Genomic DNA, 26,847 nt, shown 5'->3' with positions numbered 1-26,847 from the left:
TCCCCGCCCGAACTCAGAGGTCGAGTGCTCGGGCGAGGACGGGCCACGATTCGTGCAGGGCGTCTTGCCAGTAGCCCCACGAATGGGTGCCGGTGTCCCGGAAGTTCACGGTCGCGGGGATGCCGAGGGTGTCGAGCCGGTCGACCAGCCGGTGCGTGCAGTAGTTCGTCGCCGCCTCGATGACGCCGCCGATCACGATCTGGTCCGGGAGCGGCGGTGCCCCGGCGGGGCGGACGGCGCCGAGCGATTCGTACGGTCCGGGGAGCCCACTGGCGTTGGAGATGTACAGCTCCAGCCCGCGGAGTTTGTCCGCGTTGACGTAGGGGTCGTGCACCGTCCAGGCCGGGTCGTCGGTGGGGCCCCACATGTTCTCGGTGTTGCCGCCGCCCACCACCTCGACCACGAGCCGGACCAGGTTCTGCCCGATCGGGTCGCTGGTCATCGCGCAACCGCTGTACGACGCGACACCCCGGTACAGGCCCGGTGCCTGGACCGCGAGGTCGATCACCGAGCCGGCCGACATCGACAGACCGCCGATCGCGTTCACCCCGTCGGCGCCGAGCGCGGTGTCGAGCACCGGCGGAAGTTCCCGGGTGAGGAACGTCTGCCACTTGTTGCGTCCGAGGACGGGGTCGTCGTTCCGCCAGTCGGTGTAGTAGCTGATGTAACCGCCGACGGGGATCACGACGTTCGCGTTCTTGTCGGCGAAGAAGTCGACGATGTCGGTCTGCCGAATCCAGTTGGCGCCGTCCTCGCCGGCCCCGGCGCCGTTCAGCAGATACAGCGTGGGACGCGGGACGCTCGTGTCGGCGGGGCGCAGCACCTGCAGTTCCACGACCTCGTTCATCGACGGCGAGTACACGAAGACGTTCCAGCGGCGTTCGTCGAGCTTCTCGATCCGGTCGAGGCTGCCGGACGCGCTCGGCGCCACCACCGCACCGCCGTCGGCGGGCTCGGCCGTCGCCACCGGGCCGGGCAGGCCCAGGAATGCGGCGACGACAATGATGCCCGCGGTGAACAGTCTCATCGGTCGATCTCCATTCTCGAAACGTGATGCGCGCCGTCGGTGAGGTAGTCGGCGAGCAGCGGGCCGATCACCCGGACCGCCGCAGGTTCGGTGATCTGCCAATGATCCGACTGCACCGGGTGATTCGTGATCCGGCCGTTCACCCAGGGGCGCCAGGTGCCGACCGCTCGCCGCAGCGTCGGGTCGTCGTGCGCCGCCGTGAAGAACAGCACGTCGCCGTCGAACAGGCCCGGCCGGTAGTCGCGCATGAGGCCCGCGTTGTGGTGCGCGGCCGCGGTCAGGCGGCGCACGTGCGCGGGGCTCAGGGCCGACAGCACGGCGGCCGTGTCCTCGCCGTCCCCGGGTGCCGGCTGTTCGGTGGTCTCCTGCGACTGCTGCGTTTCCGCGAAGCTGTCGAGCATCACCAGTGAGCCGACCGCGTGTCCGGACTGCTGCAGTTGCACCGCCATCGCGTGGGCGATGACGCCGCCGATCGACCAGCCGGCCAGATGGTAGGGACCGTCCGGCTGAATCCGCCGGACCTCGGCGAGATACCGGGCGGCGAGTTCCTCGATCGAACCGGGCAGCACCTCTCCCGCGACGGCCGGGGTCTGGATGCCGAACACGGGCCGGTCCTCGTCGATGTGTTCCGCGAATCCCGTGTAGCACCACGACAGTCCGCTGATCGGGTGGATCCAGAACACCGGTGTGCCCGTGCCGCCGGTACGGATCGGGAAGACCACGTCGAGGGCGGTGTCCCCGGTGTCGCCGTCCGCCGCGTCCATACGCACGGCGATCGCGGCCGGTGTCGGCTCCGTCATCAGCCACTGCAGAGACACGGTCACGTCGCTGCTCGCCCGCAGACGGCTCACCGCCCGCATGGCGGACAGCGACGTGCCGCCGAGGTCGAAGAAGTTGTCGTCGGCGCCGACCCGGTCGACGCCGAGGACCTCGGCGAAGACGGTCGCGATCGCGCTCTCGTGCCCCTCGGCCGGCGGACGGTATTCGGCGGCAACGAAATCGGGGCGGGGCAGCGCGTCCCTGTCGAGCTTCCCGGTGGGGGTGAGCGGGACGGAATCGATGCACACCACCGCCGACGGCACCATGTGCGTCGGAAGGAACTCGGACACAAACGCGCGAATCCGCGCGGGATCCGGGGCGGAACCCGCGGCCGGCACCACGTACGACACGAGCACGGTGTCGCCGGACGGCCCGCGGCGGCCGAGGGTGATCACGTAGTCCACGTCGGGGTGTTCGAGGACGGCGGCGTCGATTTCGCCGAGTTCGATGCGATAGCCGCGGATCTTCACCTGATGATCCGAGCGTCCGCTGTACTCCAGTTCTCCCGCCGCGTTCCAGCGGACGACGTCGCCGGTGCGGTACATGCGGTCGCCGGGTGCGCCGTGGGGGTTGGCGACGAAGCGTTCGGCGGTGAGGCCGTGCCGGGCGTGGTAGCCGCGGGCCAGTGCCGGTCCCGCGACGTACAGTTCGCCGGAAACCCCGGCGGGGACGGGACGCAGACGCGCGTCGAGGACCATGACCTCGAAGCCGCGCACCGGGTGTCCGATGGTGATCGGCTGCCCGGCGGTGAGGTCGCCGACGGTGGAGATGTCGGTGGCCTCGGTGGGCCCGTAGCCGTTGAGCATGGTGCGGCCGGGTTGCCAGCGGGCGACGAGTTCGGGGGTGCACGCCTCGCCGCCGACACCGAGGACGCGCAGTTCCTCCAGGCCCGCAGGGTCGATCGACGACAGCATGGCCGGGGTGATCAGCGCGTGCGTCACGTGCTCACCGCGGACGAAGGCCGCCAGTTCGTCCCCGCCGATCACGGTCGGCGGGGTGATCACCAGCGTTGCCGCGGCGGACAGGGCGGACATCATCTCGCCGACCGCCATGTCGAAGCTGGGTGAGGTGTTGTGCAGGAACCGCGACGACTGGTCGACGCGGTAGTGCTCGCGGCGTTCGGTCGCGAGGTTCGCCAGCCCGCCGTGGGTGACCACGACGCCCTTGGGGCGGCCGGTGGAGCCGGACGTGTAGATCATGTACGCCGGATTCTCGACGCGCACGGGCCGCGCGCGTTCCGCATCGGTCACCGGGGTGGCCGGTGCGGCGTCGAGTGCGTCCGCGAGTTCGTCGAGGACGAGCCAGGACACGCTGTCCGGCAGTCCGTCCCGCTCCCCGTCGACGGTGATGCCGAGGGCGGCACCGGAGTCGAACAGCATGTGGTCGATGCGGTCCATCGGGTACGTCGGATCGACCGGGAGGTACGCGGCACCGGTCTTGGCCACCGCCCACACCGACAGCACCGATTCCACCGACCGCGACAACGCGACCGCGACGAACGTTTCGGGACCCACACCCCGCGCGAGCAGCAGCCGGGCCAGCCGGTTCGACCAGGCGTCCGCCTCGCGGTACGTCCAGTCGCGCCCCTGCCAGGACAGCGCGATCCCGTCGGGGGCGGAAGTCGCTGCGGCGTCGATGATCCCGGCAAACGTGGCCGGCGCGGCGGCCGGCCGACCGCGGACGGGGGCGAGGGCCGCGCGTTCGTCGGCCTCGAGGATCTCGATCCGGCCGATCGGTGCGGCGGGGTCGGCGACCAGCGCGGCGAGCACCTTCAGCAGCCGTGCGCGGAGCGCGGTCACGTACTGCGCGTCGAACACGTCGGTGCGATACCTCAGCGTGAACCGCAACCCGTTGTCGGCGAACACCGTCAGGGTGAGCGGGTAGTGGGTGGCTTCCTCGCCGGACACGCCGAGGACGGTCATGCCGTCGATCGACGTCACCTCGGCCAGCGCCGCGGTGTCCACGGGATACGACTCGAACACCGTCAGCGTGTCGAACAGCGCACCGCTGCCGGTGGTCTGCTGCACGTCGCTCAGGCCGAGATAGTGGTGATCGAGCAGGGTCGCCTGTTCCCGCTGCACCCGGATCAGGAGGCCGGCCGCCGACTCGTCCGGGTCGACCCGCACCCGCACGGGCAGGGTGTTGATGAACAGGCCGACCATCGACTCGACGCCCTCGAGCTCCGCGGGCCGCCCCGACACCGTCGCCCCGAACACGACGTCGTCGCGGCCGAGCATGCGGGACAGCAGGATTCCCCACGCGGTCTGCATCAGCGTGTTGAGGGTGACACCGAGTTCCGCCCCCAGCGCGGTGAGCTGCGCGGACAGTTCGACTCCGGCGTCCGCGTCCACCCCGACCACCTCTGCCGGTCCCGGTAGTCCGGGACCGTCGGAGCCGACGAGCGTCGGCTGTTCGACGCCGGTCAGTGCCTCGGCCCACACCTGCCGGGACGCGGCCCGGTCGCGCGACGCCAGCCACGACAGGAACGCGCGGTACGACGGCACCCGTGGCAACACGGAACTGTCACCCCGGGTGGCGTACAGGACCAGCAGTTCCTTCAGCAGCAGCGGCATGGACCAGCCGTCGACGAGGATGTGGTGCAGAGTCACGGCGAGCGCGTGATGCCCGTCGCCGTCGTCGATCAGCGCGAACCGCAGCAGCGGGGGCGACGCGAGATCGAAGCGGCGTTCGCGGTCGGCGACGAGCGCCTCCTCCCGCGCAGTCACCCGGTCGGTCGTGTCCACGGGCCCGAGATCGACGGTGCGCCAAGGAATCTCCACGTGGTCGAGGACCACCTGCACGAGTTCGCCGGTGCTCGCTCCGACGAATGCGGTGCGCAGGTTCGGGTGCCGGTCGAGCAGCGCGGAGATCGCCGCGCACATCCGGTCGGCGTCCACGACGCCGCCGAGTTCGAGCACCGTCTGCGTCGTGTAGACGTCCACCGTGTCCTGCGCAAGCTGTGCGTGGAACGCGAGCCCGTGCTGCAGCGGCGACAGCGACCAGACGTCGGACAGCGCCTCGAACTGCTCTTCCCACAGTTCGAGGTCCCGCTGCCCCACCAGGACGAGGGGCACGTCCGACGGGGTGAGCCCGCCCGCCGTCCCGCCGTCCACGTGCTCCGCGACCGCGGTGAGCGCGCGCGTCCACAGTTCGGCCAGTTCCCGGACGTCGGTATCCGACAGCAGTCCCCGGGGATACGAGAACGTGGCCGTCAGCCGGGATTCGCCGTCCACGCCGGTGACGATCGCATTGACGTCGAGAACGGCGGCGGCGGGCATGTCGTCGTTGCCGGCGCCGCGGAGGTCGTCGATGTCCGTGGCCGGGGTCCAGCCCAGGTGCGCGAACTCCTCCGGGATGTCCGTCTCGGAGACCCGGCCCAGGTAGTTGAAGCTGACCTGAGGGGTCGGGAGTTCCTGCAGCGCGGCGGCCGTCTCGGGGTTGAGATGGCGCAGCAGCCCGTAGCCCAGCCCGCGGGCGGGCACCGCGAGCAGATCCTCCTTGACGGCCTTGACGGCGCGGGAGGTGTCGGCCGTCCCCGCCAGGGCGGCGTCGACGTCGATTCCGCCGAGGTCGAGACGAACCGGATAGACGCTGGTGAACCACCCGACCGTGCGGGAGAGATCGGCGCCGGGCGCCGCCTGCTCCTCACGTCCGTGACCTTCCAATTGCAGGAGCAGCGACGGTTCCTCGATCCCCCGGCGCCGCCGCCAGGCGCTCACGGCCAGGGCGAACGCGGCAATCAGCCCGTCGGCCACGCCGCCGCGGAAGGCGGCCGGAACGGACGTCACGAGTGATCGCGTCACCGACGCGTCGAGTTCGACGCGCACGTGGTCCACGGTCGCCAGGACATCGAGGGCCGGGTCGAACGGCCGGGACCCGAGCGTCGGATCGGGACCGTCGAGAATCCGCTGCCAGAGAGGAAGCTCCGCAACACGTTCCGGGCTGCGCGCATCCTCGGTGAGGGCGTGCGCCCACCGCCGCATCGACGTGCCGACCGGCGGGAGCGTCGCGGCCCCACCGGACGAGATCTGTGCCCAGGCGGCGATCAGATCCGGAATCAGGATGCGCCAGGACACGCCGTCGACCACCAGATGGTGGGCGGCGACGATCAGACGGCCGCTGCGTCCGGGTGCGCCCACCGGGTCGAGCCAGACGCACTGCAGCATGATGCCGGCCCGCGGATTCAGGCGGCCCAGCGCCGAATCCAGTTCCCGGCGTGCCGGTTCGATCGGATCGGTACGCGGATCCCAGTCGACCCGGTGCACGAGAGAGGCGACGTCGACGGCGCCTGCCGGTGCCACCTCGAGCGCGTCGTCGCCGACGAGGCGGGCACGCAGGATGTCGTGGTGATCGATCACGGCGGTCAGCGTCGCGAGCAGGCCTGCCCGGTCGATGCCCACCGGCAGTTCCAGCGCGACCGACTGCGAGTAGCGGTCGAGGGTGCCCCCGCGCTCGGTGACCAGACGCATCACCGGGGTGAGCGGCAGCGAGCCGACACCGCCACCCGGAAGTTCCTCGAGCACGACGGGTTCGGTGTCGGTGGCCCGGGCCGCGACCTGTGCGAGGGCGGCAACGGTCTTGTGCTCGAACACGTCCCGGGGCGAGATGACCAGCCCGTGGGCCTTCGCCCGCGACGCCAGCTGGATCGACGCGATGCTGTCGCCGCCCAGGCCGAAGAACGAATCGTCGACGCCGACCGTGTCGATGCCGAGGAGTTCGGCGAACACGGCCGCCAGGACCTTCTCGGTGTCGGTGACCGGCGCGCGGAACCGTGCGGTCGTGGTGACGAACACGGGCTCCGGCAGCGCCGCGCGGTCGAGTTTCCCGTTCACCGTCACCGGCAGCGCCTCGATCACCACGTAGGCGTCCGGGATCATCGGCGCCGGCAGGGTGTCCTCGAGGTGGCGCCGGACCGTGTCCGTGTCGACTCCGTGTCCGGCGGCAGGCACGAGGTAGGCGGCGAGACGCTGACCCGACGGGGTGTCGTGGACGACGACGGCCGCCTGCGCCACCGTGTCGTGCCGGGTTGCCGCGGACTCGATCTCGCCCAGCTCGATCCGGTTGCCACGGATCTTCACCTGGCTGTCGCCGCGGCCGAAGTACTCCAGTCCGTGCGTTGCGTTCCAGCGGACGACGTCGCCGGTGCGGTACATGCGGTCGCCGGGTGCGCCGTGGGGGTTGGCGACGAAGCGTTCGGCGGTGAGTCCGTGCCGGGAGTGGTAGCCGCGGGCCAGTGCCGGTCCCGCGACGTACAGTTCGCCGGGCACCCCGGCGGGGACGGGGCGCAGTCGGGTGTCGAGGACCATGATTTCGAAGCCGCGCACCGGGTGCCCGATCGTGACGGGTGCACCGGACACGAGGTCGCCGACGGTGGAGATGTCGGTGGCCTCGGTGGGTCCGTAGCCGTTGAGCATGGTGCGTCCGGGTTGCCAGCGGGCGACGAGTTCGGGGGTGCACGCCTCCCCGCCGACACCGAGCACCCGCAACTGCGGGTGTCCGTCCGGATCCATTGTGGCCAGCACCGCCGGGGTGATCAGCGCATGCGTGACCTGCTGACGGTCCAGGAGCGCGGACAGTGCGTCGCCGCCCACGATCTCGGTCGGTATGATCACCAGCGTGGCGGCGGCGCTCAGTGCCGACACCATCTCGCCGACGGCCATGTCGAAGCTCGGCGACGCCTTGTGCAGGAACCGGGACGACTGTTCGATGCGGTAGTGCTCGCGGCGTTCGGCGGCGAGGTTCGCGAGGCCGGCGTGGGTGACGACGACGCCCTTGGGCAGACCCGTCGAGCCGGACGTGTAGATCATGTACGCCGGATTCTCGGCGCGGACCGGGCGGATCCTGTCCATGTCGGTGATCGGTTCGGCACCCGCGGACTCGTGCCGGGCGGCCACGTCGGCGGTGTCGAGGGTCAGCCACATGACGGTGTCCGGCAACGCGGCCCGCTCACCGGACAGCGTGACACCGAGCGCGGCGCCCGAGTCGGTGAGGATGTGCGCGATGCGATCCGCCGGGTACGTCGGGTCCACCGGCACGTACGCGGCACCCGTCTTGGCGACCGCCCACACGGACAGCACCGATTCGAGCGAACGCGGGAGTGCCAGGGCCACGAACGATTCCGGACCCACGCCGTGCTCGAGCAGCACCCGGGCCAGGCGCGTCGACCACTCGTCCGCCTCGCGGTACGTGTACTCCCGACCGTTCCAGCTCAGCGCGGACGCGTCCGGGTCGGTGCGGATGGCGGTGTCGATCAGGCCGTCGAGGGTGACCGGGGGCGCCGACGGCACACCTCGAACGGGGATCGCCGCCCACTCGGCCGGATCCAGGAGGTCGATGTCGCCGACGACCGTGCCCGGGTCGGACACGGCCGCGTCGAGGACACGGACGAACCGCCTTGTGAAGTCCTCCGCGGTCGTGCGGTCGAAGAGGTCGGTGGCGAAGCGCAGCGCGCCCGACAACCCGCCCGGCGATTCGCCCTCGGACACGACCAACGCGAGATCGAACTGGGCGGTGTCCGTCTCGAACGGAACGGGTTCCACGGTCACACCGGGCAATGCGAAACGGGTGACGCCGCGGTGCTCGAATGACAGCGCCACCTGGAACAGTGGCGTGTGGGCCTGCGTGCGGGCGGGGGCCAGGACGTCGACGAGCCGCTCGAACGGGATGTCCGCGTGACCGTACGCGCCGAGGTCGGTGTCGCGCACCCGCGTCAGGAGTTCGGCGAAACTCTCGTGCGCCGTGACGTGCGTGCGCAGGACCAGGGTGTTGACGAACATCCCGACCAGGTCGTCCAGGTGCTGCTCGCCGCGACCCCCGACCGGGGTGCCCACGGCGATGTCGGACGTCGACGACAACCGCGACAGCACGACCGCCAGCGCCGCATGCAGCACCATGAACACCGTGGCGCCGTGATCGCGGGCCGTCTTCTCGAGCGCCGCGGCGGTGGCCGCAGGCACGTCGAAGCGCACGGTGTCGCCGCGCTGCGAAGGCACGGGCGGGCGCGGCCGATCGGTCGGCAACTCCACAAGGTCCGGCAGCCCGGACAGCGTCTCGGTCCAGTACCGAATCTGCCGAACGGACAACGATTCCGGGTCGGTCTCGGAGCCGAGTGCCGCATGCTGCCAGATCGCGAAATCGGCGTACTGCATCGGCAGCGGTGACCAGTCCGGCGCCCGGCCCGCACTTCGGGCGGTGTAGGCGACCATGACATCGCGGGCGAGCGGGCCCATGGACACGGCGTCGCCGCTGATGTGGTGCACGACGATCACGAGCACGTAGTCGTCGACGGCGGTACGCAGAAGCCTTCCCCGGACGGGGATTCCCGCGGTCACGTCGAAGCCGCCGTGCAGGGTGCGGCGAACCTCGGCCGGAAGGTCGTCGGCGGTCACGTCCACCGGGGTGAGATCGAGGTCGACCCGGGCTGCGGGCAGGATCACCTGCACGGGGCCGTCGCCGTCGTCGGGGAACACGGTGCGCAGCGACTCGTGGCGTTCCAGCACGTCGTGGACGGCGGTGTGGAGGGCCGCGACGTTCAGGGTCCCGGTCAGCCGGATCGCCAGCGGCAGGTTGTAGGCAGCCGAGTCGGGATCGAAGCGGTTGAGGAACCACATCCGATTCTGCGCCGGCGACAGCGGGATTCGCTCGGGACGCGGGGCCGCCACGAGGGCCGTCCCGCCACCCGCGCCGGCGAGCCCGGCGACGCGGGCGGCGAGTGCTTCGACGGTGGGGTTTTCGAAGAGTTCGCGGACGGGGATGCGGGTGTCGAGGGCGCGGCCGAGGCGGGCGGCGACCTGGGTGGCGATGAGGGAGTTGCCGCCGAGGGCGAAGAAGTCGTCGTCGAGTCCGATGGGTTCGACGCCGAGGACGTCGGTGAAGGTGTGGGCGACGGTGGTTTCGGCGTGGGTGGTCGGTGCCCGGAAGGTGCGGGTTTCGAATACCGGTGCGGGGAGGGATTTTCGGTCGAGTTTGCCGGAGGTGCCGAGAGGGAAGCTGTCGAGGGTTAGGATGGTCTCGGGCAGCATGTAGGTCGGCAGGGTCTGCGCGATGTGGGTGCGCAGAGCGTTCGTGTCGAGGTTCGTGCCGGTGGTGGGGACGATGTAGGCGGCGAGGTGGTCGCCGGTGGGGGTGGGGACGACGAGGACCGCGGCCTGCGACACGCCGGTGTGGGTGAGGAGGGCGGTTTCGATTTCGCCGAGTTCGATGCGTTGGCCGCGGAATTTGACCTGGAAGTCGGTGCGGCCGATGTAGTCGAGTTCGCCGGTGGTGGTCCAGCGGACGAGGTCGCCGGTGCGATACATGCGTTCGCCCGTGTCGGAATACGGGTCGGCGACGAAGCGGTCGGCGGTGAGGTCGGCGCGGCCGTGGTAGCCGCGGGCCAGCTGGACGCCGGCGAGGTAGAGCTCGCCGGGGACGCCGGTGGGGACGGGGTGCAGTCTCGAGTCGAGGACGTAGGTGCGGCTGTTCCATTCGGGGGTGCCGATGGTGACGGCGCCGCCCTCGGGGGTGTCGGTGACGTCGGCGTAGGTGATGGAGACGGCGGCTTCGGTGGGCCCGTAGAGGTTGTGGAGGCGGGCGGTGGAGATGCGGGTGAAGTCGTGGACGGTGGCGGCGGGCAGCGCCTCCCCGATCACGAACACGTGTTGCAGGGACGTGATCTGCTGTGGATCCACGGACTCCGCGAACACGGAGAGCATGGACGGGACGAAGTCGGTTGCGGTGACGGCGCATTCGTCGATCAACTCGGCGAGGTACTGCGGGTCGCGGTGCCCGTCCGGAGTCGCGACGACGAGGGTTGCGCCGGAGGCCAGGGGTAGGAAGTAGCCCCACAGTGACACGTCGAATGTGGTCGCGGTCTTCTGCAGGTACACGTCGCCGGCGCCCAGCGGATACTGGGTCGCCATCCAGGCGATCTGGTTCACGATGGCGCGGTGGGTGACGGTGACACCCTTCGGCTTGCCGGTGGAACCGGACGTGAAGATCACGTAGGCGACACCGTCCGGGTGCACCGTCGTGTTCGTCAGCGGTGCCGAGGAGATGATGTCGACGTCGAGGGTGTCGAGAAGGAGGACGGGCCTGTCGCTCGTGAAGGCGTCCCGGGACGTGGACAGGACGCAGATCGGGTCGGCGGCGTCGAGGATGTAGCCGATGCGGTCGGCGGGATGGTCCGGGTCCACGGGTACGTAGCCGCCGCCGGCGGTGAGGACGGCGTACATGCCGACGACCAGGTCGAGGGAGCGGCGCATGGCCAGGGCCACCAGCGATTCCGGCCCCACACCCTCGGCGATCAGCACCCGCGCCACCTGGTTGACCCGGGCCGCGAACTCCCCGTAGGTCAGCGATTCGCCCTCGAAGACGATCGCGGGCGCGTCCGGGGTCCGGCGAACCTGATCGGCGAAGGCGTCGAGCAGCCGGGCGTCGGGCAGCGGATGGGCCGTCCGATTGCGTGTATCGACCAGCTCGTCGTATTCCGCCGAATCGAGCAGCGACACGTCACCGACCGCTGTGGACGGGTCGGCGGCCACGGCCCGCAGGATGCGCGTGAACTGTTCGGCGAACGTGGCGACCGTCGAGGCGTCGAACAGGTCGGTGGAATAGGTGAACGACGCGTGGATACCGCCCTCCGCCTGCTCGGTCAGCGTCAGATGCAGATCGAACTCGGCGGTCTGCAGCTCGGCCGGGACGGTCGAGACCACGAGCCCCGGCAGGTCGAACGTGGCGGGGGCGAGATTGTGGAAGGACAGGGCCACCTGGAACAGCGGGTGCCGACCCTGGGAGCGAACCGGATCGAGTACTTCCACCAGCCGCTCGAACGGAACGTCGGCATGCGAGAACGCACCGAGGTCGGCGTCGCGGGTGCGCTCCACCAACTCCTCGAACGTGGTCGCCGGGGTGACGTGGGTCCGCAGGACCAGGGTGTTGACGAACATGCCCACGAGGTCGTCGAGGGCCTGCTCGCCGCGACCCGCGACCGGAGTCCCGACCGCGATGTCCGCAGTGTTCGACAACCGGCTCAGGAACACCGCGTAGGCGGCGTGGACGGTCATGAACAGGCTGGCGTCGCGGCCGGCGGCGAGTTCGCGCAGCAACCCGTGCGTGTGGGCGTCGACGGCGAACGTCAGTTCCCTGCCGCGGTGCGACTGCCGCCGCGGGCGCGGCCGGTCGGTGGGCAGGGTGAGCTCGTCCAGCAGATCGGCGAGAGTGCGTGCCCAGTAGTCGGTCTGGCGTGCAACGAGCGACGCGGGGTCGTTCTCGTCGCCGAGCAGTTCGCGGTGCCAGAGGCTGTAATCGGCGTACTGGACCGGCAGCGGCGACCACGCAGGGGCGAGGTGCTGCGCGCGGGCGGTGTAGGCGAGCATCACATCGCGGGCCAGCGGCGCGAGCGAGAAGCCGTCGGCGGCGATGTGATGGACCACGACGACGAGCAGGTGCTCGTTTTCGGACATCGCGAACAGACCCGCGCGCAGCGGTGCTTCCACGGTGAGGTCGAATCCGGTGGTCGCGAACTCCAGGGCCCGCTGCAGTGCCTCGTCCTCGTTCACGGCGAGCACGGTCAGGTCCGGGAGCGCCGATTCGGTGGACAGCAGGACCTGGTGCGGTCCGGTGGGTGAATCGGGGTAGATCGTGCGCAGCGCCTCGTGCCGTTCGAGGACGTCGCCGAGCGCCGCCCGCAGCGCGGCGACGTCGAGCGTCCCGGTCAAACGGAGGGCGAGCGGCAGGTTGTCGACGGCGGAGGCCGGGTCGAAGCGGTTGAGGAACCACACCCGCGCCTGAGCCGGGGACAGCGGAATCCGGTCCGGTCTCGGACGTGCCGCGAGGATCGGGCGGTCGGACGTGCCCGCGGTGTCGACGGCGGCGGCCAGGGTCGCGACGGTGGGCGCGTCGAACAGGGACCGCACGGACAGGGACGTGCCGGTGGCCGCGCGGAGGCGGGCGATCACCTGCGTGGCGGACAGGGAGTTGCCGCCGATCTCGAAGAAGCTGTCGTCGGCGCCCACCCGGTCGACACCCAGGATGTCCGTGAACACTTGCGCGACAATCAGTTCGGACGCACTCGACGGAACCCGGAACTCCGTCCGAGCCGCGAACGTCGGCACGGGCAGTGCCGGGCGGTCGATCTTGCCGGCCGGGGTGAGTGGAATGGCGTCGAGCACGGTGACGGTCGCCGGCACGAGCGCGCGCGGCAGGACTTCGGCCGCCGCCGCCAGGATGCCGGAGATGTCGGGGCCGGTGCCCGGCGCGGGCACGACATAGCCGACGAGTTGATCGCCGAGCCGCGGATGGTGGTGGACGGACGCTGCCGCGGCGACCACGTCGGGATGCCGGGACAGCGCGGCCTCGACCTCGCCGAGTTCGAGGCGCAGACCCCGCAGTTTCACCTGGGCGTCGGCGCGGCCCACATACGTGAGCTGCCCATCGGCGCGCCGCCGCACCAGGTCGCCGGTCCGGTACATCCGGGACCCCTGGGGACCACAAGGATTGGCGACGAACCGGTCCGACGTCAGGCCGAACCGGGCGTGGTAGCCGCGGGCGAGGCCGGGACCGGACAGATACAGCTCACCCGTGACACCCTGCGGCACCGGCCGCAGCCGGGAGTCGAGGACGAGTGCCTGCGCGCCGTCGAGCGGGCTGCCGATGGTGATGTCGGCGCCCGGGGTGAGCGGTTCACCCACGGTGACGACGATGGTGGTCTCGGTGGGGCCGTAGCTGTTGAAGAACCGCCGCCCCGGGGCGAACCGCTCGACCAGTTGCGGCGGACACACCTCACCCCCGACGACGACGGTGCGCAGGTCGTCGAGCCCACTCGCGTCGACGGTGCTCAGCGCGGCCGGGGCGGTGAGCACGTGGGTGACACGCTGCTCGCGGAGCAGGGCGGTGAGGTCCTCGCCACCGACCACGGACGGCGGTGCGATCACGAGGGTGGCGCCGGCGCTGAACGCCTGGACCATCTCGAACACGGAGGCGTCGAAACTCGCCGACGACAACCGGAGCACGCGGGACTGCGCCGTGGTGCCCAGTTCCGGGCGCGCCTCCGCCGTGAACGCACTGAGCCCCGTGTGGGTGACCGTGACGCCCTTGGGAATTCCGGTGGAGCCGGACGTGTAGATCAGGTACGCCGGATGCGACAGGCGCAGCGGCGTCGTGCGGTCGCGGTCGGTGACCGGCGCGGCCGACGCGACGAGCGCGGCGTCGTCCAGCAACAACCACTCGGCGCCGGTGGGCAGCACCGCCGCGGTGGCGATGTCGGTCAGCCCCAGCGTCGCACCCGAGTCGGCGAGCATGTGCGCGATGCGTTCGCGTGGGTAGCCCGGATCGACGGGGACGAACGCGGCGCCCGTCTTGGCCACAGCCCACACGGCAACCGCGGCTCGCGCCGTCCGTGGAAGCGCCAGCGCCACCACCGTTTCCGGCCCGGCGCCGTGCGAGATGAGCACTCGCGCCCACTGGTTCGACTGCGCGTCGAGGTCCGCGTAGGAGAGTTCACCCTCCTCCGAGACGAGGGCGATCCCGCCGTGTCCGGCTCCGCGGGCGAAAATGTCCGGCAGCGTCCGTGCGGCCACGGCGGAGGGTGCGGGCAGCACGGTCAGTGCGGCGCGTTCGTCGGCGTCCAGTAGGTCCAGGTCGCCGACCGCGCGCACCGGTTCGGTGATCGCGGCCCGCAGGATCCGTTCGAAGCGGACGGAGAACGAGTCGATCGTGTCGCGGTCGAAGAGGTCGGTGGCGAACGTCCACGACGCCGCCATTCCGGCGCCGTCCGCACGGAGGGTCAACTGCAGATCGAACTTCGCGGGCACCACACCGAGGTCCATGGCGGACACGGACAACCCGGGTAGGGTGAGCTGGTCCACGGTCTGGTCCTCGAGCGACAGTGCCACCTGGAAGATCGGCGAATACGCCTGCGAGCGTGCCGGTTGCAGCAGGTCGATCAGCCGCTCGAACGGCAGGTCGGCGTTGCCGTACGCCGCGAGATCGGTCTCCCGGACGTGTCCCAGCACCTCGGCGAACGAGTGCGCCGGATCGATGTGGGTCCGCAGCGCGAGGGTTCCGACGAACATGCCCACCAGATCGTCGAGCGCCTGCTCGCCGCGCCCCGCGACGGGGGTGCCCACCACCACGTCCGTGGTGGCGGCGAGGCGCGCGAGGAGGGTGGCGAGGGCCGCGTGCGCCACCATGAACAGGGTGGCGCCGTGGCTGCGTCCGAATGCGGTGGCCTGCTCGACGAGTGCGCCGTCGAGGTGGAACGTCGCGACCTCCCCGCGCAGGGACGCCACGGCCGGACGTCGCCGGTCGGTGGGCAGTTCGAGCAACTCCGGGGCGCCGCGCAACTGCCGACGCCAGTACGCGGCCTGACGCGCTGCCAGACTTCGATCGTCCGTCTCGGCGCCGAGAAGCCGCCGCTGCCAGACGCTGTAGTCGGCGTACTGGACGGCGAGCGGTGACCATTCCGGTTCCCGGTGGCCGGCCCGTGCGGTGTACGCCAGCATCAGGTCGCGGGCGAGCGGTCCCATCGACGCGCCGTCCGCGCTGATGTGGTGCACCACCACGACGAGCACATGCTCGCCCGGCGACAGTCGGAAGATGCTGCTGCGCAACGGTACCGCCGTCGTCACGTCGAATCCGGCGGACAGCTGCGCGGTCAGCAGCGCGAACAGCTGGTCTTCGCCGTCCACCCGGCGAGGCTCGAGATCCACCGCGAGGTCGCCCAGGGAAACGATCCGCTGGTACGGGCCGTCGGCCGACTCGGGATACACGGTCCGCAGCGCCTCGTGGCGCTCCAGGACGTCGCGCAGTGCCGCGCCGAGGGCGGCGGTGTCGAGGTCGCCGGACAGGCGCAGCACGAGCGGGATGTTGTAGGCCACGGACTCGGGGTCGTAGCGGTTGAGGATCCACATCCGGGACTGGGCCGCGGACAGCGGAATACGATCCGGCCGTGCGATACCGGCCAGCACGGGCCGGTCGCCGCGTTCGGCCGTATCGACCACCGCGGCGAGGGCCGCGACGCCGGGCGTCTCGAAGACCACCCGCACCGCCAGCGACGTGCCCGCCGATTCGTTGACCCGGCCGATCACCCGGGTGGCGCTCAGCGAGTTGCCGCCGAGGTCGAAGAAATCGTCCTCGGCTCCCACCATCGCGGCGCCGAGAACGTCGGCGTAGGCGGCGGCGACCAGCCGTTCGGTGTCGCTGCGCGGGGCCACGTACTCGCGGACCGCGAAGACGGGTTCGGGCAGAGCCGTGCGATCCACCTTGCCTGCCGGAGTCAGCGGAACCCGGTCGAGCACCGTCACGGTCGACGGCACCATGTAGCCGGGCAGGAGGCCGGCGGCATGCGCGGTCACCGTGGCCGGGTCGACGGCAGATCCGCCGGCGGGCAGCACGTACGTCACCAGTGCCGTCGCGTCGTTCCGGACGGTGACCGCGGTGGTGACGGCGAATTCGACGCTCGGGTGCGCCGCGACCGCGGCGTCGATCTCGCCGAGTTCGATGCGGAAGCCGCGGATCTTCACCTGGAAGTCGGCGCGGCCGAGGTACTCCAGTTCACCGTTCGGGGTGTACCGCACCAGATCGCCGGTGCGGTACAGGCGCCCGGGGGCGTACGGGTTCGCCACGAAACGCTCGGCGGTGAGCGCGGGACGGTCGTGGTAGCCGCGGGCCAGCGCGGGCCCCGCCAGATACAATTCACCCACGACGCCGTCGGGAACGGGATGCAACCGCGAATCCAGCACCAGCGCAGTGGTTCCCCGGATCGGGGCGCCGACCCGCACCGCGTCGCCCGCTGTCATCGGCCCCGACAGGGTGGCCATGATCGTCGACTCGGTGGGTCCGTACGCGTTGAACATCCGGCGGCCGGGTGCCCACTTCTCCACGAGAGACGCATCGCAGGCGTCGCCGCCCACCACGACGGTTCCGAGTTTCGGCAGCGAGTTCGGGTCGAGCGTGGCGAGCGCGGCGGGCGTGACGAAGGCGTGGGTCACCCGCCGGTCACGGACCCGGGATGCGAGGTCCTGCCCGCCGTACACGCCGGTCGGCACGATCACGAGCGTCGCGCCTGCGGCGAACGCCATCAGCAGTTCGAGAATCGACGCGTCGAAGCTGGGTGACGCGAAATGCAGTGTCCGGCTGAGGGGGTCGAGTGCGTACCGCTCCACCTGCTCGGTGGCGAAACCGTCGAGACCGGTGTGGGTGACGCTGACGCCCTTGGGGATTCCCGTCGAACCCGACGTGTAGATGAGGTAGGCGGGATGTTCGGCGCGCAACGGCAGCGTCCGGTCGGTGTCGGTGATCGGATCGGCCGACGCGTCCGCACCCAGTTCCGGGTCGTCCACGAGGAGCCAGTCGGTGGTTCCGGGCAGGGTCGCCGACGTGTGGGAGTCGGTCAGGCCCAGCGCCGCGCGGGAGTCGGTGAGCATGTGCTCGATGCGATCCGCGGGGTAGTCCGGGTCGACGGGCACGAACGCGGCCCCGGTCTTGGCAACCGCCCACACTGCGGTCACGGACAGCGCGGAGCGGGTGAGCGCCACCGCGACCACCGTTTCGGGGCCGGCGCCCCGTCCAATGAGGGTCCGGGCGAGGCGATTCGAGCGGGCATCGAGTTCCGCGTAGGACAGTGCCCCGTCCTCGGTGACCAGCGCCGTGCCGCCCGCCGCGGCACCTGCGGCGAGAATCTCTGGAAGCGTGCGACTTCCGGGGTTCCGGATGTCGGTGCGGTTGACGAGAGCGGCGCGTTCGGTGTCGTCGAGAAGGTCGATGTCACCGACCGCGAGGGTGGGGTCCGACACCGCGGCGGCGAGGATCCGGACGAGCCTGCGCCCGAACGCCTCGACCGTCGCGCGGTCGAACAGGTCGGTGGCGAACGTCCACCTGCCCCGGGCACCGGACCCGTCCGCGTTCTCCGTCACCGACAGTTGCAGGTCGAACTTGGCGACGGCCTCGTCGAGCGGAAGAGCCGCGACGGTCAGTCCGGGGAGGTCGATGCTCGGCGGCGCGACGTCGTCGATCGACAGCACCACCTGGAACAGCGGGTGATGGGCGGTCGAGCGGGCCGGGTTCGCGATCTCCACCAGCCGCTCGAACGGGATGTCGGCGTGCGCGTAGGCGGCGAGGTCGGTGTCGCGGGTCTGCTCGACGAGCGCGCCGAACGTCAGCGCCGGATCGACCTGGGTGCGCAGGACCAGGGTGTTGACGAACATGCCGACCACGTCGTCGAGTGCGGCCTCCCCGCGGCCGCTGACCGGGGTGCCGACGGCGACGTCGGTGCTGCCGGACAGCCGGGACAGCAGCACGGACAGGGCGGTGTGGAGCACCATGAACGGAGTCGCGCGAACGGACCGGGCGAGTGCCGTCACCGCGCCGTACGTCTCGGGGTCGAGGGCGAAGTCGACGGTGTCGCCGCGATGCGACGCGACGTGCGGTCGCGGACGGTCGGTGGGGAGTTCGATCCGTTCCGGCAACCCGGCGAGGGTGTTCGTCCAGTAGTCGATCTGCCGGGCGGCGAGCGAACCGGCGTCGCCCTCGTCGCCGAGGACGTCGAGTTTCCACAGGGCGTAGTCGGCGTACTGCACCGGCAGTGGTGGCTGCTCGGGTGCGGTGCCCGCCGCGCGGGCGACGTACGCGGACATGACGTCCCGCGCCAGGGGCCCCATCGACCAGCCGTCGGCGCTGATGTGGTGGGTCACCAGAACCAGCACGTGCTCGTCCGCCGCGACACGGAGCAGGGCCACGCGCAGCGGGACGGCTGCCGTCACGTCGAAGCCCCGGGTCACGAGGTCTTCGACGGAGGCCGGTAGTTGCTGCTCCGTGGTGGGGACCGGTGCCAGGTCGGCGGTGGCTGCGTCGCGCACCACCTGGTGCGGTCCGTCGGCGGAATCGGGGTAGACGGTTCGCAGTACCTCGTGACGCGCGATGACGTCGCCGACGGCCGCGCCGAGCGCGTCGACGTCCAGTTCTCCGGTGAGCCGCAGCGCGGCGGCGATGTTGTAGGCGCCGGAGGCGGTGTCGAACCGGTTGAGGAACCACATCCGATACTGCGCCGGAGACAGCGGCAGTCGCGACGGGCGGCGGCCGGCGACGAGGGCGGGGCGGGTGTGCCGGTTGTCCGAGGCCGACGCCGCCGCGAGAGCGCGGACGGTGGGGGCGTCGAACAACTCCCGGACACCGAGTGCGGAACCCAGTTCGGCGTTGATCCGGGCGACCGCCCGGGTGGCGGTCAGCGAGTTGCCGCCGAGGTCGAAGTAGTTGTCGGTGGCGCCGACCTCCGCGACGCCGAGGACGTCGGCGAAGATCCGCGCGACGGCGATCTCCGCGGCCGTCGCCGGCGGTTCGGATACAGCGGCCGCGAGCGCGGGTTCGGGGAGTGCCCGGCGGTCGAGTTTGCCGTTGGGCCCCAGCGGCAGCGCGTCGAGGAGAACGAAGGCCGACGGCACCATGTACGACGGCAACTCTGCCGCCGCGTGGGCGGACAGCCGCTCGGGGTCCGCGGTGCTTCCGGAGCGCAGGGCGACGTAGCCGACGAGACGTTCGGCCGGCCCGTCCCCGCGCACCAGGACGGCCGTCTGCGTCACGTCGGGATGGTTCAGGATGACCGCCTCGATCTCGCCGAGTTCGAGGCGCTGCCCGCGCAGCTTCACCTGGAAGTCGGTGCGGCCCAGATACTCCAGCTCTCCGCCGTCGGTCCAGCGCACCCGGTCGCCGGTGCGGTACAGGCGGGTGCCGTCCGCGGAGAACGGATCGGCGACGAACCGGTCGGACGTCAGGTCGGGGCGTCCCACGTAGCCACGGGCCAGCTGGGCGCCGGCCAGATACAGCTCGCCCGCGACACCGACGGGCACCGGGCGGAGCCGGGAGTCGAGGACGTACACCCGGGTGTTCCACACGGGTGCGCCGATCGGCACCGGATCGGTCGCGGACGGATCGGTGCGGTGGAACGTCACGTCGACCGCGGCCTCGGTGGGCCCGTACAGGTTGTGCAGCGCGGCACCGAACTGCCGGTGGAAGCGCGTGACGGTGGTGCGCGGCAGCGCCTCACCGCTGGCGAAGACCTGCCGCACGGTGGTGCAGAGCGCGGTGTCGGCGTGCTCGAGGAACACGTCGAGCATCGACGGGACGAAGTGCAGCGTCGTGACACCCTCGTCGCGGATCAGCCGCGACAGGTAGTGCGGGTCGCGGTGCCCGTCGTGCTCGGCGATCACCATGCGGGCGCCGGTCGTCAACGGCCAGAACAGTTCCCACACGGACACGTCGAACGTGGCCGGGGTCTTGTGGAGAACGACGTCCCGCGCGTCGACGGGGTAGCTGTCCTGCATCCACAGCAGCCGGTTGACGATCGCGGCGTGCGAGACCGCCACGCCCTTCGGGCGTCCCGTCGAACCCGACGTGTAGATCACGTAGGCGGGGTGGCCGGGGCGCAGCGGCGCCAGACGCTCCGCGTCGGACAGCGGCGTCGTCGCGACGGTGGACAGGTCGAGCCGGTCCACGCGCACCGTGCGCAGGCCGTCGGGGACGACTCGTGTGTCGGCCGCGGTCGCGAGCACCAGCGCGGGACGGGCGCTGCCGAGCACGTGGGCGATGCGGGCCTGCGGATGGTCGGGGTCCACGGGCAGGTAGGCCCCGCCCGCGCGGACGACGGCGTGGAGGGCGACGAGCTGATCGAGCGACCGGCGCAGCGTGACGGCCACGATGGATTCGGGGCCCACCCCCTGCGAGATCAGATGGCGGGCCAGGGCGTTCGCGCGGGAGTCGAACTCGGTGTACGACAGCGTCTCCTGCCCGAACGTGACCGCCGGCGCGTCGGGTGTGCGGAGCGCGGCGGCGTCCAGCAGGTCGACGAGGGTGACGTCGTCGATCGTGTGGTCGGTCGCGTTCCACTCCTGCAGGGTGCGAGCGCGTTCGTCGTCCCCGAGCAGATCGACGGCACCGACCGGGGTGTGCGTTCGGGTCATCGCCGTGAGCGCCCGCGCGAACCGCTCCGAGACCCGCCGGGCGTCGTCCGCGCCGAACGCGTCCGCCGAGTACTTCAGCGTGAGATGCAGATCCGGCTCCAGCACCGTGACGAGCGCGAGGGGGTAGTGGGTGGCGTCGGTGACGTCGATACCGCGGATCCGCAGTCCGGCGATGTCGGTGTCGGGGTCCAGTGCCGCGCGGTCGACGGGGTACGACTCGAACACGGTGAGGGTGTCGAACACGCTGCCCGGGCCTGCGACCGACTGGATCTCGGTGAGACCGACGTGGTGCCGGTCGAGCAGCCGCACCTGCTCGTCCTGCAGCCGGCGCAGGAGTGACGACACGGGCTCGTCCGGATCGAGACGCAGACGGACGGGAACGGTGTTGATGAACAGTCCCAGCGTCTCCTCGACGCCGGGGAGGTCGGCCGGGCGCCCGGAGACGGTGGCGCCGAACACCACGTCGTCACGGGACAGCAAACCGCCCAGCAGGATTCCCCACGCGGCCTGAATCACAGTGTTGACGGTGACGCCGTGCTCGCGGGCGATCCGGACGAGCTGTTCGGCCACCTCCGCCGTGAGCGGGACGTCGACGTCCCGGGGAGCCGATCCGTGGCCGGTGTGCTGCGGGGCGAGGACGGTCGGTTCGGTGGCCCCCTCGAGTGCGGCGGCCCAGTCGTCGAGCGCGCCGGCGCGGTCCTGTCCGGCGAGCCACGACAGGTACCGGCGGTAGGGGCGCGCGGGTGCCGCGATCGGCGCGTCCGACGCGTACAGCAGCAGGAAGTCCTTGACGAACAGCGGCATCGACCAGCCGTCGAACAGAATGTGGTGGTTGGTGATCACCAGCGTCGACCGGTCGCCGGAATGTGCCAGCACGAACCGGACGAGCGGTGGTGCCGCCATGTCGAACCGCGTCGCGCGTTCCGCGGCGACGAGGGCGTCCAGTCCGCCGGACCCCTGCACGTGGATCTCACGCCACGGCACGGTCACCGAATCGAGGACCAACTGGGCGGGGACGCCGTCGGTGTCGTAGACGAACGCGGTCCGCAGCGCCGCGTGCCGATCCAGCAGGCGCTGCGCCGCGCGGTGCAACCGGCTCGCGTCGACGTCGCCACCGAGATCCAGCACGATCTGCGCCGTGTACACGTCGACCGCTCCGGCCGACAGCCCGGCGTGGAACAGCAGACCCGACTGCAGCGGCGACAGCGACCAGATGTCGTCGAGAGGGCCGTAGCTGTTCTCCCACAGCTCGATCCGATCCTGGTCGACGGACACCAGCGGGACGTCGGATGGGGTCAGTCCGGCGGGCCCCGCGCCCCGCACGTGCGAGGCCAGCGCCTCGAGCGCCGTCCGCCACAGGTCCGCCAACCGCTCGACCTCGTGCGCGGTCAGCACCCCGGTGGGGAAGTCGAACGTGGCCGACAGCCGGCCGTCGTCGCCGACCGACGCGTTGATGTCGAGGACGAACGCGGTCGACAGTCCGGCGCCGCTGAACGCGTTGACGTCGATCCCGGTGGTTACGGGGATCCAGCCGTTCTCGCGCACCGCATCCGGGAGGTCGCCGGCGCCGACGCGTCCGAGGTAGTTGAAGCTGACAGGCGGCGAGGGCAGGGCGTTCAGGATCTCGGCACTGTCGTCGCGGAGGTGACGCAGCAACCCGAAGCCGGTGCCGTTCCCCGGAATACGACACAGCTGCTCCTTGACCGTCTTCACGGCCCGCTCGGCGGCAGGTCCGCCGGCCAGTGCGTCCGTGACGTCGACCGCGTCCAGTGCGATCCGGGCCGGGTAGGCGGTGGTGAACCAGCCGACGGTGCGCGACAGGTCGGCGCCGGGCACGAGGGCCTCGTCGCGGCCGTGTCCCTCGAGAGACAACAGCAGCGTGCGGTCGCCGCCCCACGCGGCGAACGCGAGACCGAGTGCCGTCACCAGGCCGTCGGTCACGGTTCCGCGGAACGTGGTCGGCAGGGTCGTGAGAAGGGTGGCGGTGGTGTCGGGTCCGACCTCGGTGGAGACCCGGCCGGTGGTGGCGCCGGTGTCGACGGCGGGATCGAGCGGGCGGGAACCGAGTGCTGGAACGGGGCCGTCGAGGAGGGACCGCCAGGCATCGAGTTCGTCGAGCACGCACTCGGTTTCGGCCGTCTGGACGAGGGCATGGGCCCAGCGGCGAGCCGACGTCGCGACGGGCGGCAGTTCGGGGGTGCGGTCGGCGGCCACCTGCGCCCAGGCGGTGGCGAAGTCGGGCACGAGGATCCGCCAGGACACTCCGTCGACGACCAGGTGATGGGCCACCACCAGGAGGACTCCGCGCGTATCCGCGGGGGCGATCCACACCAACTGCAGCATCACGCCGGCTGCCGTGTCGAGACGGCCCGCCGCGGCCCGGCACTCGGTGTCGAGCGCGGCATCGAATTGCGCGGTGCCGGGACCGTATTCCATACGTACGTATGTGACGACTCGCTCGGCGTTCACGGATCCCGCGGGCTCGACCACCAGTTCCCGGCCGTCCGCGGGGAGGTGGGAGCGCAACGCGTCGTGATGATCGAGAATCGCGGCGACGGTCCGGTGCAGCCGCGGCAGGTCCACCTCGGCGGGCGCCGTCAGCGTCACGGCCTGATAGAAGGCATCGAGGTTGGCACGGTTGCCGCGGCTGCGACCGAGGACGTCGCGGCCGATCGGCGTGAGGGGCAGGGCGCCCACTCCCCCGCCGGGCAGCTCGGGCAGTCGCGACATCTGCGCCGCGGCGACGTCGACCGCGACCTCGGCGAGCCCGGCAACGGTCCTGCGTTCGAACACGTCCCGCGGGGTGAACACCACACCGGCGACCTTGGCCCGGGACACCAACTGGATCGCGACGATGCTGTCGCCGCCGAGAGCGAAGAAGGAGTCGTCCACGCCGACCTCGTCGACGTGCAGCACCTCAGCCACCGCATCGGCGACGATCTGCTCGATCGGCGTCGACGGTGCGCGGAATGGTACTGCGGTGGTGCCGAATTCGGGTGCGGGCAGGGCGCTGCGATCCACCTTGCCCGCGGGTGTCAGTGGAATCGTGTCGAGCGGCACCGTCAGCGACGGCACCATGTGCGCCGGGAGGAATTCGCCGGCGAACGCGGCCAGCGCGGCGGGATCGAACCGGTGATCCGGCCGGATCCGCACATACGACACCAGCACCGGTGTGCCACCGTCGCGTTCGTGCACGGCGGACACGGCGAAATCCACCGACTCGTGCGCCGACAGCACCGCGTCGACCTCGCCGAGTTCGATGCGCAGTCCGTTCAATTGCACCTGGAAGTCGCTGCGCCCCACGTACTCGAGGACGGGACTGTCGCCGCGGCTCCACCGCACGAGGTCGCCGGTGCGGTACAGGCGGTCGCCGGGCGCCCCCGGGAAGGGGTCGGCGACGAAACGGGACGCCGTCAGTCCGGACCGGGCGTGGTATCCCTCGGCGAGTCCGGGACCGCCGAGATACAGCTCGCCCGTCACGCCGCGCGGCACCGGCCGCAGCCGGCGGTCCAGGACGAGTGCGCGTGCACCCTGCATCGCACGGCCGATGGTGATCGCGGCGGGGTCGGTCTGCGGACCCGTCATGGTGACGACGATCGTCGACTCGGTCGGGCCGTAGCTGTTGTACAGCCGGCAGCGGCTGCCGAAGCGCTCGACGAGATCCGGCGGGCACACGTCGCCGCCGACCACCACGGCCTCGAGCGCGTCGAGACCGGTGGCATCCACGGTGCCCAGCACCGCGGGCGCGCTGATGATGTGGGTGACCCGCTGCGCTCGGAGCAGTGCCGCGAGGTCGTCGCCGCCGTAGACGTCGGCAGGTGCGATCACCATCGCCGCGCCCGCACTGAACGCCTGCACTATCTCGAACACGGACGCGTCGAAGCTCGACGAGGAGAAACGCAGCACCCGCGACCGGGACGTCACACCGAGTTCGGGTCGTTCGGACGCAGCGAACGCGGCCAGCCCGGTGTGCGTGACCACCACGCCCTTCGGTGTGCCCGTGGAGCCGGACGTGTAGATCATGTACGCCGGATGCTGCGGCGTCAGCTTTGCGGGACGGTCGGCGTCCGTCACCGGCGTCACCGCCATGTCCGCGCACGCCGATGCCAGGGCGGGATCGTCGAGGGCGAGCCAGTCGACGGCGGTTCCCGCGAGCACGTCGCGGTGCGCGGTGGCCGTCAGCCCCAGGGTCACCCCGGAATCGGACAGCATGTGCGCAATGCGCTCGGCCGGGTAGGCCGGGTCGACGGGGACGAAGGCGGCGCCCGACTTCGCCGCGGCCCACACGGCCACCACGGAGTCGACGGACCGGGTGAACGACACGGCCACGAAGTCGCCCGGGCCCACCCCGCGGTCCAGCAGCAGACGTGCGAGCGCGGTGCTGCGCTCGTCGAGTTCGCGGTAGCCGATCGTGGTGTCGCCGAGGATCAGTGCCGTGCCGTCCGGGTTCGCGCGGACCCCCGCCTCGAACAGCTCGGTCAGCAGCGCCGGGGCGGGTGCGTGCGGGCCCGCGGCGGGCACGAGCTGGGCATGCTCGTCCGCCGTCAGCACGTCCAGTGCGGCGACCTTGGTGTCCGCGTCGGCGTCGGCGAACCGGGCCAGCAGGTCGAGGAAGCGCGCGTGGTGCCCGGCCAGCTCCCCGTCGCCGTACAGGGCGGGGTTCGCCTCGAAATCGATACGCGACGAATTCCCCGCCACACTCGGGTAGAGGTTGACGGAGAGGTCCTCGACGGGTCCCGTCGACAGCACGTGGAACTGCCCGGTGAGCTCGCCGAGGGTGATCTCGGAGTGAAAGTTCATGATGTTGATCGCGGGACCGAAGAAGCCCCGCTGATCTCGGGCGGCGCCGGCGTCGCGCCGGATGTCCTCGCTGCGGTACCGCTGGTGCCGGAGCGCGCCGGTGAGTTCGAGCTGGACGGCGGACACCAGCGCGGCGACCGTCGTGTCCGGGGTGATCGACACCCGCAGCGGCACCACGTTGGACACCATGCCGCCCGACCGGCGCAGCACGGCATTGGTGCGGGCCGACACGGGCAGGCTGAGGACGACGTCGTCGGAACCGGTCATCCGGGCGACGAACGCGGCGGTGGCCGCCACGGCGACGGCGGCGAAGGCGGAGTCGAGACGGTCGACGGCCCCGTCCACCGCCCGGGCGATGCCGGTGGGCACCGGCCCGCCGTGCCACCGCGACCGGGCCTGCGCCGGCGCACTGCGGCCCGCGAGGCCCGTCGGGGCGGGAAGGTCCCGGGAGCGGGCGGCCCAGTAGTCGCGGTCGGAGAGGAACCGGGACGAACCGCGGTACACGTCCTCGGCGGCCGAAACCTCCCGAAGGTCGCCCGCCACCGACACCGCCGGTTCCGTGCCCCGGACCTCGGCGGTGTACAACTCGGCGGCGCGGTTCATGAACTTCATCGCGCCGTACCCGTCGAGCGCGATGTGGTGGATGCGGCAGTACCAGAGGTGGTGGTTCTCGCCGATCTGCAGCGTCGCACCGCGGATCAGCCGGTCCGCGAGCAGGTCGAGCGGCGCGGTGTAGTCGTCGCGCATCCAGCGCAGGGCGGCGGCGTGGGGGTCCGGCTCGGCCCGGAAGTCGTGATGCTCCACCCCGTCGTCGAGGGTGAAGTCGACCGTCTGGAGCGGCTCGCCGTCGACCTCGACGATGCGGAGCATGCCGCTGCCGATTTCGCGGGCAGCGGCCTGACCTGCACGGCGCAGCGCGTCGACGTCCAGTTCGCCCTCGATGTCGACGTACTGCGCGATCGTGATCGGCACGTCGCCCATGAGATGCTGGGCGAACCAGATCCCGCGCTGAGCGGCGGTCAGTGCGAAGGGTCGCGCAGCGTCGTCGCTGGCATTGGTCTCGGTGCGGGCGGTGCTACCAGCCGCGAATTCTGCCGGTTCCAAGGGTCGTTCTCTTATCTGCTGGGAGCAGCGGCTGACGACTCGTGCTCCGGGGACCGACTACGGAAAAGCTCTAGTTAGGTTTGGGTAACCTATGGATCTGACTAGGGAAGAGTCGCATAACCTACCGCGATGGTCAAATTTTTGGACAAAACAGACCGAGGGGAT

The 26,847-nt window shown here is 71.0% G+C and carries 2 protein-coding genes; both read right to left on the bottom strand.

Annotated elements, in window-relative coordinates:
- Positions 1–13: 13 nt before the first annotated feature.
- Entirely contained in the window at positions 14–1,027 is a 1,014-nt protein-coding gene (locus ACFU5V_RS22530; protein ID WP_378702002.1) for an alpha/beta hydrolase, read from the bottom strand.
- Positions 1,024–26,682, bottom strand: coding sequence for a non-ribosomal peptide synthase/polyketide synthase (locus ACFU5V_RS22525; RefSeq protein ID WP_378702000.1), 25,659 nt, complete (start codon positions 26,680–26,682; stop codon positions 1,024–1,026). Before ACFU5V_RS22525 ends, ACFU5V_RS22530 begins: the two co-directional genes overlap by 4 nt.
- Positions 26,683–26,847 lie beyond the last annotated feature (165 nt).

Source organism: Rhodococcus sp. NPDC057529 (assembly GCF_042802055.1).
GTDB lineage: Bacteria > Actinomycetota > Actinomycetes > Mycobacteriales > Mycobacteriaceae > Rhodococcus_F.
The sequence above is the reverse complement of the archived record's forward strand: the minus strand, read 5'-3'. Positions and strand labels throughout refer to the sequence as shown.

Bases quoted from the DNA above. Each gene is read 5' to 3' on its own strand.
- ACFU5V_RS22530 (WP_378702002.1), bottom strand. From the start codon at position 1,027: ATGAGACTGTTCACCGCGGGCATCATTGTCGTCGCCGCATTCCTGGGC.